Source organism: Cupriavidus sp. GW823-FHT07A04 (assembly GCF_058794615.1).
Map to the genome: position 1 here is coordinate 347,017 of NZ_JBXAHA010000005.1, position 12,479 is coordinate 359,495.

12 protein-coding genes are annotated in these 12,479 nt (G+C 67.1%); 4 read left to right on the forward strand and 8 right to left on the reverse strand.

Going from position 1 to position 12,479, the window contains the following annotated elements; translation table 11 throughout:
- Positions 1-88: 88 nt before the first annotated feature.
- The 7 genes from AC1Q7Q_RS11445 to AC1Q7Q_RS11475 form a co-directional block, all read right to left on the reverse strand.
- Positions 89-1,288 carry an ABC transporter permease gene (locus tag AC1Q7Q_RS11445; RefSeq protein WP_492372730.1) on the reverse strand — a complete coding sequence of 400 codons (1,200 nt, stop codon included), beginning with the start codon at positions 1,286-1,288 and terminating at the stop codon, positions 89-91.
- 3 nt (positions 1,289-1,291) lie between these two features.
- Positions 1,292-2,500 (reverse strand): ABC transporter permease, encoded by a 1,209-nt coding sequence (locus AC1Q7Q_RS11450; protein ID WP_416052122.1) that lies wholly within the window; start codon positions 2,498-2,500, stop codon positions 1,292-1,294.
- On the reverse strand, positions 2,487-3,182 hold the full coding sequence (locus AC1Q7Q_RS11455) for an ABC transporter ATP-binding protein (RefSeq protein WP_492372731.1): 696 nt from the start codon (positions 3,180-3,182) through the stop codon (positions 2,487-2,489). Before AC1Q7Q_RS11455 ends, AC1Q7Q_RS11450 begins: the two co-directional genes overlap by 14 nt.
- A complete protein-coding gene (locus tag AC1Q7Q_RS11460; RefSeq protein ID WP_492372732.1) occupies positions 3,179-4,315 on the reverse strand; it encodes an efflux RND transporter periplasmic adaptor subunit in 1,137 nt (378 codons plus the stop codon). Before AC1Q7Q_RS11460 ends, AC1Q7Q_RS11455 begins: the two co-directional genes overlap by 4 nt.
- A gap of 288 nt (positions 4,316-4,603) precedes the next feature.
- Positions 4,604-5,815: an aminotransferase class V-fold PLP-dependent enzyme gene (locus tag AC1Q7Q_RS11465; RefSeq protein ID WP_492372733.1), complete on the reverse strand. Its 1,212-nt coding sequence runs from the start codon at positions 5,813-5,815 to the stop codon at positions 4,604-4,606.
- Positions 5,816-5,841: 26 nt separating this feature from the next.
- Positions 5,842-6,315, reverse strand: coding sequence for a RidA family protein (locus tag AC1Q7Q_RS11470; RefSeq protein WP_492372734.1), 474 nt, complete (start codon positions 6,313-6,315; stop codon positions 5,842-5,844).
- Between the two features lie 129 nt (positions 6,316-6,444).
- Complete coding sequence (locus AC1Q7Q_RS11475; RefSeq protein ID WP_492372735.1) at positions 6,445-7,362, reverse strand: LysR substrate-binding domain-containing protein; 918 nt, start codon at positions 7,360-7,362, stop codon at positions 6,445-6,447.
- A 259-nt stretch (positions 7,363-7,621) separates the two neighbouring features.
- On the opposite strand from AC1Q7Q_RS11475, the gene AC1Q7Q_RS11480 reads away from it, so the two are divergent.
- The 4 genes from AC1Q7Q_RS11480 to AC1Q7Q_RS11495 are packed head-to-tail and all read left to right on the forward strand — an operon-like array spanning position 7,622 to position 11,468.
- Positions 7,622-8,533: a glutamate/aspartate ABC transporter substrate-binding protein gene (locus AC1Q7Q_RS11480; RefSeq protein ID WP_492372736.1), complete on the forward strand. Its 912-nt coding sequence runs from the start codon at positions 7,622-7,624 to the stop codon at positions 8,531-8,533.
- A gap of 23 nt (positions 8,534-8,556) precedes the next feature.
- Entirely contained in the window at positions 8,557-9,891 is a 1,335-nt protein-coding gene (locus AC1Q7Q_RS11485) for an MFS transporter (protein WP_492372737.1), read from the forward strand.
- A 1-nt stretch (position 9,892) separates the two neighbouring features.
- Entirely contained in the window at positions 9,893-10,096 is a 204-nt protein-coding gene (locus AC1Q7Q_RS11490; protein ID WP_492372738.1) for a hypothetical protein, read from the forward strand.
- Complete coding sequence (locus tag AC1Q7Q_RS11495; RefSeq protein WP_492372739.1) at positions 10,086-11,468, forward strand: AtzE family amidohydrolase; 1,383 nt, start codon at positions 10,086-10,088, stop codon at positions 11,466-11,468. The genes AC1Q7Q_RS11490 and AC1Q7Q_RS11495 overlap by 11 nt, the downstream gene beginning before the upstream one ends.
- A gap of 15 nt (positions 11,469-11,483) precedes the next feature.
- Here the strand turns inward: AC1Q7Q_RS11495 and AC1Q7Q_RS11500 are convergent, their stop codons facing one another.
- Positions 11,484-12,377, reverse strand: a complete 894-nt coding sequence (locus tag AC1Q7Q_RS11500) for a MurR/RpiR family transcriptional regulator (RefSeq protein WP_492372740.1) — start codon at positions 12,375-12,377, stop codon at positions 11,484-11,486.
- Positions 12,378-12,479: the final 102 nt, after the last annotated feature.

Here is a 12,479-nt window from a genome sequence, read left to right on the forward strand (position 1 = left end):
CCGGAGGAGCGCTGGCCTGGAAGCCGAGAAAGCTGCGGTTCGGGTTCCAGTTTCCAGTTTCCAGTTTCCAGTTTCCAGTTTCCAGTTTCTATTCCGAGCGCAAGGCCTCCTGCGGAGCAAGCCGTGCCGCCCGGCGTGCCGGCAGCACCCCGGCAGCCAGACCGATCACCACCGCCACCAGCTCAGCCAGCACGGCGTAGGACCACGGTGTGTGGACTGGCAGCGTCGGCAACGCCGCCGCGAGCACCAGCGCGATGCCCCATCCCAGCAGCAGTCCGGTTATGCCGCCGATGGCGGCGAGCAGCGCGGCTTCACCAAGAAAGAGGAGCATGACCTGTGCCTCGGTCGCCCCGATGGCGCGCAAGAGCCCGATCTCGGATGTGCGTTCGGCCACAGCGATGGTGAGAATCGTGAGGATTCCCACGCCGCCCACGATCAGCGAGATGGCGCCGATCGCTGCTACCGCGAAGGTGATGGCATCGAGCACGGTGCCGAACACCTCTAGCATCTTTTGCTGGGGCGTGACGGTGAAGTCCTCGGCACCATGGCGCGCGCTCAACAGGCGCTTGATGCCGTCCTCCACGTCGGGGAGCGGGGCGGTGGGATCGTAGGTGACCTCGATCTCGACCAGGCTTTCCCGGTTGAACAGGTCCAGGGCACGGCCAGCCGGTATATAGACCGTATCGTCCAGGTCGAAGCCCAGCATCTGGCCCTTCGCTTCCATCACGCCCACCACGCGATACCGTTCACCGCCTATGCGGATGCGTGCGCCCAGCGGGTTGTCGCCGCCGAACAGTTCGCGCGCCACTCTTGCGCCGAGTACCGCCAGCGTCCGCGCGGCGCGCGGATCGTCATCCGGCAGGAATTGCCCGGTGGCCACGCGCATGCTCAGCGCCTCGGTGAAGCGGGGCCCGACACCATACAGCGTCACCCGCCTGCTCTTGCCGAGGTAGTCGACTTCAGCATTGCCCTGCACCAGTGGGTTGGTCACGTGCACGTGGGGGGCATGGCGCAGGGCGATGGCGTCTTCGATCGTGAGCGGGCGCACGGTGTTGATCGACCCGAGCGAAGCGCCGTGGGTCTGGGTGCGGCCTGGCGTCACGCCGATCAGGTTGGTGCCGAACTGGGTGAACTCTTCGATCACGAAGCGATGCAGCCCTTCGCCGATCGAGGTCAGCAAAATGACCGCGGCGATGCCAACGGCAATGCCCAGCGCGGTGAGCGAGGTGCGTAGCCGGTGAGCAGCCAGCGAGGCGACGGTGAAATGGATGAAGTCTGCGTAGCGCATGGGTCACCGTCCCGACAGGGCCAGCACCGGATCCAGCTTTGCCGCGCGTTGGGCCGGTGCCACGGTGAAGGCGATGGCGGTCACGACGGCGATGACCGGCGCCCCCAGCAAGGCCCACCAAGGCGGCGTGAAGGGAATCGCCGGATAGAGCTGTACGGCAAGCCTGCACGCGGCTTCGCCCACAGCCAGGCCCGCGGCCACGCCACCGAGCGCCAGCAGTACGGCTTCAGTGAGAAAGAGCAGCCGGATGTGGCCGGCGGTGGCGCCGAGCGCCTTGAGCAACCCGATTTCGCGCTGCCGCTGGGTCACGGCAATCAGCATGACGTTCATGATGAGGATGCCGGCCACGGCAAGACTGATGGCCGCGATGCCGCCCACCGCCAGCGTGAGCGCGCGCAGGATGCGGTCGAACGTGGCGAGTACCGCGTCCTGTGTGATGACGGTCACGTCGCGCTTGCCTTCGTGGCGCTGGCGAATGATCTCCTCGGCGTCGGCCTTGGCGCCCTGGATCTGCTCGCGGGTCTTGGCCTCGATCAGGATGCGGAACAGCGAGTCGGTGTTGAACAGCGCCTGGGCCGCGGAAAGGGGAACGATGACCAGCTCGTCCGTGTTGAAGCCCAGCGATTCACCCTGGCCGGCCAGCAGCCCGATCACGCGAAAGCGCCGATCTCCGATGCGCAGCCACTCACCCAGCGCCTGGCGCGTGCCGAACAGCTCCATCGCTACCCTGGTGCCGATCACGCATACGGGCTGGCCATGGTGCGGATCGCCCTCGGGCAGGAAGCTGCCCTGGGCCAGCGCCATATGGCGCACCGCCAGCAATTCGGCGGTGGACCCCAGCACCGGCGCCTCGCGTCGCCGCGCGCCGACATGCAGATCCGCATTCCCGACAATGAGCGGCGCGATGCGCGCGACGGCGGGACTGCGCCTGAGTGCGAGCGCATCGTCCAGCGTCAGGTCGCGCGTGGTTGCGCCCAGCACGATCCCTGGCGCTGCGCCGGCTGTTTCGCTGCGCCCGGGCAGCACGATAACGAGGTTGGTGCCAAGTGCGCCGAACTGGTTCACCACATATAGCCTTGCCCCCTCGCCGAGCGCGCTCACCGCCACCACGGCGGCAACGCCGATGCCCATCGCGAGCAGGATCAGCAGGCTGCGTGAGCGGTAGCCGCGCAGTACCTGCCAGGTGAAGTCGAGAACGTCAGTGAGCCGCATGGCTATCCTGCCGCGCCTCGTCACCGGCAATGCCGCCATCCACCATGCGCAGCCTGCGCCGGGAGCGGGCGCCAATTTCCGGGTCGTGCGTGACCACGATCAGCGTTGCCCCCTGTGCATGCAGGCCTTCCAGCACGGCCATGACTTCCTGGCCGGTATGCCGGTCCAGGTTGCCGGTGGGCTCATCGGCGAGAATCATCGCCGGGCGCATGGCCATGGCACGGGCGATGGCAACCCGCTGGCACTGCCCGCCCGAGAGCTCGTCGGGCCGGTGCCGGGCGCGGTCTTGCAGGCCGTACTCACCTAGCAGCGCGTCCACGCGGCGCCGGCGTTCGGCCGGGTCCATCCCTGCGAGCACCATCGGCAGCTCGATGTTCGCGGCGGCGGTGAGGCGCGGCACCAGGTGAAAGAACTGGAATACAAAGCCGATCTTCTCACGCCGCAGGCGCGCCAGTTCGTCGTCCGGGAGAGCGGTGACGTCGCGGCCGCCCAACTGGTAAGCCCCGGTGTCGGCGCGGTCCAGCAGGCCCAGGATATTGAGCAAGGTGGACTTGCCGGAGCCCGATGGGCCCATGATGGAAAGGTACTCTCCCTGAGCAACCGCCAGGTCGATGCCATGAAGCGCGTGCACAGCCTCGCCGCCCAGCACGAACGTCCGCCCGATGCCGTCGAGCCGGATCATTTTGCTCGCATCTCCGCTGTAGCCGGTTCTTCCTCGACAGCGGCGATGCCCGCCTGGAGACCAATCCGTTCCGGTGAGGTGACGACGCGCTCGCCGCGCCTGAGCCCCGCGGTCACCTCGGTGAACTCCGCGTTGGCAATCCCGGTGCCGATCGTGCGCGCTTCCAGCCTGCCGGCGGGGGTCAGCACCAGCACGCGGTTGCCGGATGCCAGCGCCGTGGTAGGGATGCGCAGCGCCTGGTCGCGGGCATCGGTCACGATTTCCACATCGGCGCTATAGCCCACCAGGAGATGGCGGACTAGGTCGGGACTGTCGAACTGGACCTCGACCTCAACGGTGCGGGCCTGCTTCTCCAGCGCCAGGACGTAGGGCGCGACGCGCCGCAACCTGCCCTCGAAATGCCTGCCGCGATAGGCGTCCAGGGTGACCCGCGCCGGCATGCCTACCTGCAGGCGAGCCGCGTCGATCTCGTCGATCGGCGCGGATACATAGAGGCACGAATCATCGATCAGGTCCACGGCAGGCAGCGTCGGGATGCCGGGCGGCGAGGGCGTCAGGTACTCGCCAATCTCGCCGTTGACTTCGGCCACCACGCCGTCGAAGGGCGCTTTCAGCACCGTGCGCGCAGTATCCGCGCGCGAGGCGGCGATACGCGCCCCGGCCTCCTTCACCTGCGCCTTCGCGGATTCGCACGCGGCACGCCTGGAGTCGGCGTCGGCATCGGTCCGCTCCACCGCCTGGGGTGAGACGAAGCCTTTCGCCACCAGTTCCCGCGAGCGCCTGGCGTCGCTTGCCGCCACCTTGGCTAGTTCGCACACTTCGCGCACGTGCGCGGTGGCTGTCAGCAACTGGTGTTGCGAGAGTTGTTCGCGCGCGACCAGGTCTTCGTTCCACAGGACGAGAAGTACCTGGCCAGCCTTCACGCGATCGCCCTTGTGGATATTCAGCACCTCGATGCGTCCGGCCGCCGGAGGCGCCAGCTTCGCCCGCCGGCAGGCTGAGACCGAGCCCGCCCGTGTGTTGGCGACAGTGGCCTCGACGCGCCCCTGCTCGACCTTGGCCGTCAGTACCGCTACCGGCTTGGCTCGGGTTGCGTACCAGCTTGTGCCAACGAGGCCTGCGAGTATCGCCACGACAATCGCGATGCGCCTGACGAGGCGGTTGCGAGTCAGCGTTCCTGGCGGAGACAGGGGCTTGTCTGGCATAGGGTAAGAGATGCGAAGACGTCGGCTGCGAATGCTGCGATGCATCAGCCTCACCGTCCCGCAGTCTCTGTATCCTAGCCCGTCGCGCCATCAAGCGCCACATGAGGCATCTGCCCCGCCGCCTCCCCAGGAATTGGACGTTCGCCCAAGTTGGCTAGCATGACTGGCCTCGATGTCGCACGATGCGCATCACGATGAGAAGCCCGGTCCGGCACCCTAACGCACCAGCGCCCGCAAGCCCTCCAGCAACCTCCCGATCTCTGCCTCGGTGGTCAGGTAGCTGACCGAGGCGCGGGCGATCTGGCTGAGTCCGCGGGCGTGCATATCCAGGGGGGTATAAGCGACGCCGTTGCTGCCGATCACCACGCCCTGCGCCGCCAGGCTACGCTGCACCGACACTGGGTCCTGGCCGGCCAGGTTGAACGCCACCAGTCCGGAGCGCTCGTGGCCCTGGTCCAGCACCGTCACGCCGGGTATGCCGGCCAGTTGCGCACGCAGCGCCTGCGCGGTGGCATCGATCCGCGCACGGATGTTCTCAAGGCCGATCTCCAGCGCTTCCTGCAAGGCGTTGGCCAGGCCGCAGCGCAGCGCCATCGATGCTTCCGCCGATTCGAAGCGGGCCGCGCCGGCCCGCAGTACCGGCTCGCCGTCCGCGTCCAGCGGCGCGGAGTACGTGTCGACGAATGCCGGCGTGAGCCGAGGCAGGAAGTCCTGCCGCACATACAGCAGGCCGGTGCCTCTTGGGCCGCGCAGTGCCTTGCGTCCGGCGCCGCTGAGCACGTCGCAGCCCAACTGGGCCACATCGATCGGCAATTGCCCCACCGCCTGCGCCGCGTCGATGAAGTAGGGGACGCCGTTGCGCCGCGCCACTTGCCCGATGGCCGCTGCCGGGTTGATCAGCCCGCCGTTGGCCGGCAGCCAGGTTAGCGCAATCAGGCGCACGCGGTCGTCCAGCATGGCCTCCAGCGCCTCGGGATCCACCGCGCCGCTGCTATCGGACGGAATGGCTTCGATCGACGCGCCCGCGCGCTGCGCAGTCAGGCGCATGGCGGCCAGGTTGCCGCCCCATTCGTGGCGCCCGACCAGGATCCGGTCGCCGGGTTGCCAGGCTCCCAGGGCGGCGAACGCGGCGCCCCAGCCGGGCGAATTGCCCGTGGTCAGCGCGATCTCCGCCGGCTGGGCGTTGAGCAGTTGCGCGGCGAGGGTACGCGCGCGTTCCGTTTGTTCGCGCGCCGCGACGCCGGCTTCCATCGGTCCCAGCGTGGCCTCGCGCTGCAGGTGGCTGTAGATCGCCTCGAGCGTGGCCGCTGACGGCAGGGAGGCGCCGCCGTGGTTGAAGTGCGTGGTGCCTTGCGCACCCGGGGTAAGGGCGCGCAGGGCGTCGACGGCGGCAGCGGAAAGGGGAGCAGCGGTGAGGGGGGCTGGCATGGGGGTTCCTGGGATGCGTGTCCGGTTCAGGGCGAGGTCAGCGCGATGACCGCTTCGACTTCCACGGCAACGCCGGCAGGCAGCGAGGCCACGCCCACGGCGCTGCGCGCATGGCGGCCTGCATCGCCGAAGACCTGCACCATCAGGTCCGACGCACCGTTGGCGATGGCGCTCTGGCGATTGAAGTCCGGCGTACAAGCCACGAAAACGCCCAGCCGCACCACACGGGCCACCCGGTCGAGCCGGTCGCCCGTGGCGGCGGCGATCTGCGACAGGATGCCGAGCGCCGACAGCCGCGCCGCCCGCACGCCGTCTTCGTCCGAAATAGTGTCGCCCAGGCGGCCCAGGTACGCGGCCTGGCCATTTTCGCGGGAGATCTGGCCGGAGATATAGAGCTGGTTGCCGTCCTGCACGAACGATACGTAGTTGGCAGCGGGCGCGGCCGCGGCTTCGAGGGTCAGCCCGAGTTCGGCCACGCGGGCGGAGAGGGAGAGGGTCATGTGGGTTGCGCGGGAAAGGGATTGGGAAGGCCCATCCTATCGGCTTGGTGGCCGGGAAACCAATCAATTCTTGCTTCGCCACACATGAGCAAAACTAATCCGTGGGTGATCACGTGGCGCCACGCGGCGTCAGGCGCGGTCCAGCGCATCCTCGGTGGCCACCGCCATCAGCCAGCCACGGAATGCCGACGCGGCCTCGCCCAGCGCGCCGCGCGGCGCGACCAGCCACCAGCCGATGCCGGGATCATCCAGTACCGCGTCGGGCAGGGCCTGCACCAGCGCGCCGCTGGCCAGTTGCTGGGCGATCAGGCGGTGGCGGCCCATGGCGATGCCCTGGCCGGCGAGCGCCGCTTCCACCACGATGTTGTAGTCGTGCAGATGCACGGTCTGCGCCTGGCTCAGGTCCAGGCCAAAGCGGCGCGACCAGGCGTCCCACTCGAACGGCTGCCGGGCATGCGACGATAAAAACGCAAAGCGCAGCAGGTCCTGTGGCTTGGCGGGCCGATCCGGCCCGGCGATCAGGCCGGGCACACAGACCACCGACAGGCGCTCCGGCATGAGTTGCTGCGCCTGCACGCCCGGCCAGGCGCCGCGCCCGTAGCGGATCGCCACGTCGACCTCGCCGCCGGCCACATCCGCCAGGCCGATATCGGGCCGCAATTGCAGGTCGATGCCGGGATGCGCCAGCGAGAACGCCTGCAAGCGTGGCGCCAGCCAGCGCGTGCCAAACGACGCCAGCAGCCCCACGGTCAGCGTCGTGCGCGCCGTGCTGGGCGCCCGTACCTGCTCGGTGCCGTCGCGCAGCAGTTCGAACGCCGCGTGCACCTTGGCGTAATACGCCTGCCCCGCGGGCGTCAGCGCAACCGCGCGCGCGCGCCGCTCGAACAGCGTCACGCCCAGGTCGTTCTCCAGGCGCTGGATATGGTGGCTGACGGCGCTTTGTGACACAAAAAGCTCTTGGCCCGCCAGGCTGAAGCTCAGGCGCCTGGCGGCAGCTTCGAACGCGCGCAGGGTGACGAGAGGCGGCAGGGATCGCATGGAACGCATGAGGCTGGGTCAAAAGCTGGAGGCGAGCGCGACATGCTACGCCTGGTTGCGCAGGCCTGCTGGTTCCGTCATGCCTCAAAACGAGGCTGGTCATGCACCATTTGTATCGCCTTATTTGGTGCGTGATGCGTCTGTTACTTCATTTTTCCCGTAAAAAATACATATGTTTCATGGTTATCCATGATGGAACAGTTGTTGCTCAGTGAATAGTATTCAAACGCGATGGCCCGTCGCATGTCTGCTAAACAAGGAGCGATAAATGAAAGCTGTGAAAGCCACCTGCCTCGGATTGGCAATGCTGGGAGCGATGCTTGGCGTGGGGGCGGTCCAGGCCTCGGATGTGGCTGCCAGCCCCACGCTGGCCCGGATCAAGGAGTCGGGGACGATCACGATCGGGCATCGCACCACCTCGATCCCGTTTTCCTACTACGACAGCAACCAGAAGGTGATCGGCTACTCGCAGGACATCTGCGACAAGGTGGTGGCCGAGGTCAAGAAGCAGGCGGGGTTGGCCAAGCTTGACGTGCGCATGGTGCCGGTCACGTCGCAGAACCGCATATCCCTGGTCCAGAACGGCACAGTCGACCTGGAGTGCGGGGTCACCACCAACCTGAAAGCGCGCCAGCAGCAGGTGGCGTTCTCCACCACCTTCTTTGTTGCCGGCACGCGCCTGCTGGTCAAGAAGGGCGGCCCGGTCCACGACTTCCCGGACCTTAGCGGCAAGGCCGTGGTCACCAACGCGGGCACCACGTCCGAGCGGATCCTGCGCAAGCTCAACGACGACAAGAAGGCCAACATCACGATCCAGAGCGCCAAGGACTACGGCGAGTCGTTCCTGATCCTGCAATCGGGCCGCGTCTGGGCCTTCATGATGGACGACGTGCTGCTGTCGGGCGCGAAAACGCTGGCGCCGAACCCGGCGGAATGGGAAGTGGTTGGCACGCCCCAATCGTTCGAGGCTTACGGCTTCATGATGCGCAAGGACGATCCCGAGTTCAAGAAGCTGGTCGACGGCGTGATCACCGGCCTGATGAAGAGCGGCGAGATCAAAGGCCTGTACGACAAATGGTTCAGCAAGCCGGTGCCGCCTAAGAACATCAATTTCGAGTTCCCGATGAGCGCCGCGGTCAAGAGAGCTTACGACCAGCCCAACGACGAAGCGTTTGAGTAATCCCGTACCAGCAGGAGACCAGCATGACCGTTGTCAAGAACCCCGCCACCCTGGGTGACGCGGGGCAAGCGCCCCGCGTTGAGAGCGGGCTGGACGCCGCCGCCTTCGCCAAGGTGACCAGGCGCATCGTGCCGTTCATCGTCCTTTGCTATTTCTTCAGCTACCTGGACCGGGTGAATGTTGGCTTTGCCAAGCTGCAGATGCAGCAGGCGCTGGGGCTGAGCGACGTGGTGTACGGCATCGGGGCCGGTATCTTCTTCTGGGGCTACATGCTCTGCCAGGTGCCCAGCAGCCTGCTGATCTACCGGCTGGGCATGCGCAAGAGCATGGCCGCCATCATGATCGTGTGGGGGCTGGTTTCCGCCGCGACCATGCTGGTGAGCACGCCAGCGGAGTTCTACTTCGCACGTTTCATGCTGGGCGTGACGGAAGCCGGCTTCTTCCCTGCCGCGGTCATGTACCTGAACAAATGGTATCCGGCGGCCCGGCAGTCGAAGATCATGTCGATCCTGTTCCTGGCGATGCCGCTGGGGATGGTGCTGGGCGGGCCGATTTCTGGCGCGCTGATGTCCGGCACGCATGATCTGCATGGCTTGCAGGGCTGGCAGTGGATGTTCCTGATCGAAGCGTTGCCGGCGATCGTGCTGGGCCTGCTCGTGCTCAAGATGCTGCCGGAGTCGCCTCAGGCCGCGCCCTGGCTGACCAAGGCGGAAGCGGCGGCGATCACCACCACGCTATCCACGGAGAACGCCCGCAAGAACACGAGCTTCGTGGCCGCGCTCAAGTCTCCGGTGCTGTGGATGCTGATGGGCATTTGCCTGCTGTTCAATATCGGCAACTATGGCCTGGTGTTCTGGCTCCCGACCATCATCCAGTCCACGGGCATGCAGTCTCCCCTCGAGATTGCCTTGCTGACGGCAATCCCGTATGGCGTTGCCTGCGTGGTGATGAACCGCAACGCGGCGCATGCGCAGCGCGTGGGCGAGCGGCGCCTGCATGCCGCCGTCCCGCTCTTTGTCGCGGCCGCCGCCATGTGGGCCAGCACGCTGTTTGCGCACAATACCGTCATGGCCATGGTGTTCCTGACCATCGGCATCTCCGGCCTGATGGCGACGCTGGCAATGTTCTGGGGCCTGCCGGGCCGCGTGCTGGCCGGTACGGCCGCCGCAGGCGGCATCGCCATGATCAACAGTGCCGCCAGCCTCGCTGGCTTGATCGGCCCCGTGCTCATGGGTGGCATCAAGCAGTCCACCGGCAGCATCTCGCTGGGGGTGCTGGCACTGGCCGCCATGATGCTGATTGCCGCGGCGCTGATCCTCGCCATTCCGCGCGAACTCATGTCCGACCGGCAGGTGTGAGATGGCGACGCAACGCATGACGCAGGCGGAACTGCTGGCTGCCGTCGATACCGCCATCGGCAAAGTCCTGCCGCCGGTTTCGGCGGAGGATATCGAGGCTGTTGTGGCGCTGGTGCAGGGCATGGAGGGCATGGCGCAGGGGCTTGCCAATGCCTTGGCAAGCGGGCAGGCGCGGAGCAGGGTGGGGGGCGGCGATGGCGCTTGATTTGCAGTCCGTCACTGGCATCGCGGCGCAGCTCCGCGGCGGGAGTCATACCGCGCAAGACGTGGTTCGGGCCAGCCTTGCCAGGGCGGCGCAGGTGGCGTCGCTGAACTGTGTCTCCCGGCTGCTGGCGCGGGAGGCCATTGTCGGCGCAGGCGCCTGTGACACGGCCCGCCTCGCCGGCGAGGCCCCGCTTCCCCTGGCTGGCGTGCCTTTTGTCGTCAAGAACCTGCTGGACGTGGCAGGCCACGCGACGCTTGCCGGCGCCCATGCGCGGGCGAACGAGCCGCCCGCCACCCGCAGCGCCGCCGTGGTGCAGGCGTTGATGGCGGCCGGCGCGATCCCGGTGGCGCTGACTCAGATGGACGAGTATGCCTGCGGCGCTACTGGCGAGAACGTGATCGGCGGACCGGTGCGCAATCCGCTGGATCCGTCCAGGATCGCCGGCGGATCGTCGGCGGGCACCGCCGCGGCGATTGCAGCCGGGATCGCACCGATTGGCATCGGGTCCGATACCAACGGATCCATTCGCGCGCCGGCGTCGTTCTGCGGCATCTGGGGCCTGCGGCCGACCACGGGCCGCATTTCGGCGCAAGGGTGCTTTCCGTATGCCGAGAGCCTGGACGCGGTGGGTCCGATGGCCTCGGATGCAACCGGGCTGGCAATGGCGTACCGCGCGATGCTGGGGTCCGGAGCCGGACCCGGACCCGGCGAGCCGATGCGGCCTGCCGGCGTGTCGATGGCTGGCCTGCGCGTGGGGATTTTGCAAGCCGGCTTTGGCGATTTCGCGCAGGACGAGGCCCAGGATGCCGTGCTGCGCGTTGCCTCGGCGTTTGATGCTGTACGGAAGATCGATTTACCCGAAGCCGATCTTGCACGCGACGCCGCGTCGATCATTTCCGCGTTTGAAGTCGGGCGCAACCATGTTCAGCGCGGATTCGCCGAGCGCCATCCTGGCTATAGCGCCTTTGTGCGCCGGCGCATGCTGGCCGGCCTGTCCATCCCCGAGGGCTGGTACCAGTTGGCCAAGGCCTACCAGGCCGTGTGGCGCCAAAAGCTGGAAGCACTGTTCGACGAGGTTGACCTGCTGCTGGCGTGCACCACGCCGTACGCCGCACCCCTGATCGGGGCGGAGCAGATCGTTGGTAGCAAGCGGGGCTACGTGCCGCGCGCAGATGCCGGCCACCTGACTCGCCCTGTCTCGCTGGCGGGGCTGCCCGTGGTCGCCGCGCCTTGCGCCGTGGCCGGCCTGCCCCTCGGCGTACAGCTAATCGCGCCGCCGTGGCAGGAAACTAGGTGCCTGGACGTGGCGTTGTTCCTGGAAGCGCAAGGGCTTTGCCGCAATGCGCGGGCCGGCTGCAGCCAGCTCGCCTAGCGCATGTCCGGCCAGCTAGCCCCGCCTGGCCGGGACATAGGCGCCGGTCTGGTGCAACTGGCCTTCGGCGAGTTCGAGCGCCTTGATCGCGCCCTTGCCCTTCTTGGCCAGCAACTGCTCGACCAGGGCTTCCGCCACCGCCACGCCGGCCGTGATGGAGGGAAAGAACGACGGGCTGTCGATGGAGAACAGCAGGGTGCAATCGGCATGCAAGGCAATCGGCGCCACGGTGCTGTCGGTCAGGGCCACCACGCGGCAGCCGGCCTCGCGCGCGGCATCGGCCACGCGGATGCTCTCCTGCGAGTAGGGCGCAAAGCTCACGACCACCACGGCATCCTTGGCCGTCAGGGCGCGCAGCTCCATCTCGAGCGTGCCCGCATCGCCACGGATCAGGTGCACCGTTGGGCGAAACAGCCGATACACGTAGTGCAGGGTGAACGCGATGGGGTAGCACGAGCGAAAGCCCGCTACATACACATTGGGCGCGGCGCTGAGCAGGTCAGCAGCCTGCGGCATCGACTCGGCATTGTTGGCCCCGGTCAGGTCCAGGTTGCGGTGCTGGGCGTCGAGCATTTCCGTGAGCATCCGGCTTGACCCGCTCTCGCGTACCAGCTTCTTGGCACGCTTGGCGTAGGGCTGCGGGCCGCCGCGGATCGACTCGACAAAGAGCTCGCGCAGGCCCTGCCAGCCCTCGAAGCCAAGGAACTGCGCCAGGCGCACCAGGGTGGCCGGCTGGACACCTGCATTCGCGGCAATCTTGCGCATGGACAGGATGGGAATCTCCTGCGGATGATCGAGCAGGTAGCGCGCCCCGCCCTGGAACTGCGTACTAAGCGTAGCGAAGTTCTCCCGGAGATGAACAAGTAGTTCATCCAGGCTCTGCGGCGGCATGGAGACTTCGGTAGGCATGGGTGGTGTCCTGATTGACGGATGTAACGATTGTTGCACAACTAGTCACCCGACGCACGGGGCGTGCCTCCGGCGTGGCTTGGTGCGGAATGAATCGAGTGA

Bases quoted from the DNA above. Each gene is read 5' to 3' on its own strand.
- AC1Q7Q_RS11445 (WP_492372730.1), bottom strand. From the start codon at position 1,288: ATGCGCTACGCAGACTTCATCCATTTCACCGTCGCCTCGCTGGCTGCT.
- AC1Q7Q_RS11450 (WP_416052122.1), bottom strand. From the start codon at position 2,500: ATGCGGCTCACTGACGTTCTCGACTTCACCTGGCAGGTACTGCGCGGC.
- AC1Q7Q_RS11455 (WP_492372731.1), bottom strand. From the start codon at position 3,182: ATGATCCGGCTCGACGGCATCGGGCGGACGTTCGTGCTGGGCGGCGAG.
- AC1Q7Q_RS11465 (WP_492372733.1), bottom strand. From the start codon at position 5,815: ATGCCAGCCCCCCTCACCGCTGCTCCCCTTTCCGCTGCCGCCGTCGAC.
- AC1Q7Q_RS11470 (WP_492372734.1), bottom strand. From the start codon at position 6,315: ATGACCCTCTCCCTCTCCGCCCGCGTGGCCGAACTCGGGCTGACCCTC.
- AC1Q7Q_RS11475 (WP_492372735.1), bottom strand. From the start codon at position 7,362: ATGCGTTCCATGCGATCCCTGCCGCCTCTCGTCACCCTGCGCGCGTTC.
- AC1Q7Q_RS11480 (WP_492372736.1), top strand. From the start codon at position 7,622: ATGAAAGCTGTGAAAGCCACCTGCCTCGGATTGGCAATGCTGGGAGCG.
- AC1Q7Q_RS11485 (WP_492372737.1), top strand. From the start codon at position 8,557: ATGACCGTTGTCAAGAACCCCGCCACCCTGGGTGACGCGGGGCAAGCG.
- AC1Q7Q_RS11490 (WP_492372738.1), top strand. From the start codon at position 9,893: ATGGCGACGCAACGCATGACGCAGGCGGAACTGCTGGCTGCCGTCGAT.
- AC1Q7Q_RS11495 (WP_492372739.1), top strand. From the start codon at position 10,086: ATGGCGCTTGATTTGCAGTCCGTCACTGGCATCGCGGCGCAGCTCCGC.
- AC1Q7Q_RS11500 (WP_492372740.1), bottom strand. From the start codon at position 12,377: ATGCCTACCGAAGTCTCCATGCCGCCGCAGAGCCTGGATGAACTACTT.